The sequence below is a fragment of the Paenibacillus sp. NPDC057967 genome (genome assembly GCF_042887015.1).
Classification (GTDB): Bacteria; Bacillota; Bacilli; order Paenibacillales; family Paenibacillaceae; genus Pristimantibacillus.
This window is the reverse complement of the sequence record NZ_JBHVQB010000019.1, coordinates 1-1,702: the sequence shown is the minus strand read 5'-3', so window position 1 is coordinate 1,702 and position 1,702 is coordinate 1. Positions and strand designations below refer to the sequence as shown.

General features: G+C 54.6%; 1 rRNA gene. It reads right to left on the bottom strand.

The features are described from left to right. Positions 1–1,702 (bottom strand): 23S ribosomal RNA (locus ACFVSO_RS28785); the annotation flags it as partial.

The window sequence follows — 1,702 nt, the reverse complement described above, 5'->3', positions numbered from 1 at the left end:
TAGGATAAGCCCTCGACCGATTAGTATTCGTCAGCTCCACACATTGCTGTGCTTCCACCCCGAACCTATCAACCTCGTCGTCTTCAAGGGGTCTTACTAAATTGGGAAATCTCATCTTGAAGGGGGCTTCACGCTTAGATGCTTTCAGCGCTTATCCCGTCCGTACTTGGCTACCCAGCGGTGCTCCTGGCGGAACAACTGGTACACCAGCGGTACGTCCATCCCGGTCCTCTCGTACTAAGGACAGCTCTTCTCAAATTTCCTACGCCCGCGACAGATAGGGACCGAACTGTCTCACGACGTTCTGAACCCAGCTCGCGTACCGCTTTAATGGGCGAACAGCCCAACCCTTGGGACCTACTTCAGCCCCAGGATGCGATGAGCCGACATCGAGGTGCCAAACCTCCCCGTCGATGTGGACTCTTGGGGGAGATAAGCCTGTTATCCCCAGGGTAGCTTTTATCCGTTGAGCGATGGCCCTTCCATGCGGTACCACCGGATCACTAAGCCCGACTTTCGTCCCTGCTCGACTTGTAGGTCTCGCAGTCAAGCTCCCTTATGCCTTTGCACTCTTCGAATGATTTCCAACCATTCTGAGGGAACCTTTGGGCGCCTCCGTTACATTTTAGGAGGCGACCGCCCCAGTCAAACTGCCCGCCTGACACGGTCCCTGCACCGGTTTCACGGTGCCAGGTTAGAACTCCGATACGATCAGGGTGGTATCCCAACGGTGCCTCCACCGAAGCTGGCGCTCCGGCCTCAAAGGCTCCCACCTATCCTGTACAGATCGTACCAAAGTCCAATATCAAGCTGCAGTAAAGCTCCATGGGGTCTTTCCGTCTTGTCGCGGGTAACCTGCATCTTCACAGGTATTAAAATTTCACCGGATCTCTCGTTGAGACAGCGCCCAAGTCGTTACGCCATTCGTGCGGGTCAGAATTTACCTGACAAGGAATTTCGCTACCTTAGGACCGTTATAGTTACGGCCGCCGTTTACTGGGGCTTCGGTTCACAGCTTCGGGTTACCCCTAACCGCTCCCCTTAACCTTCCAGCACCGGGCAGGCGTCAGCCCGTATACTTCGCCTTACGGCTTCGCACAGACCTGTGTTTTTGCTAAACAGTCGCTTGGGCCTTTTCACTGCGGCCCCCTCGGGCTATTCACCCTACCGAGGCACCCCTTCTCCCGAAGTTACGGGGTCATTTTGCCGAGTTCCTTAACGAGAGTTCTTCCGCGCGCCTTAGCATGCTCTGCTCGCCTACCTGTGTCGGTTTGCGGTACGGGCACCTAGATCTAACTAGAGGCTTTTCTCGACAGCCGGAGTACATGACCTTCGCTACTGCAATTTTCGCTCCCCATCACAGCCCAGCCTAACAGTTGGCGGATTTGCCTACCAACTAGCCTCACTGCTTGGACGGACTATTCCATCAGTCCGCGTCACTGCCCTTCTGTGTCACCCCATTGCTCAAACAATCTTCGGTGGTACAGGAATTTCAACCTGTTGTCCTTCCACTACGCCTTTCGGCCTCGCGTTAGGTCCCGACTTACCCTGAGTGGACGAGCCTTCCTCAGGAACCCTTAGGCTTTCGGCGGACAAGATTCTCACTTGTCTTTTCGTTACTCATACCGGCATTCTCACTTGTATACTGTCCACCAGTCCTTACGGTCTGACTTCAACCTATATACAACGCTCCCCTACCCAA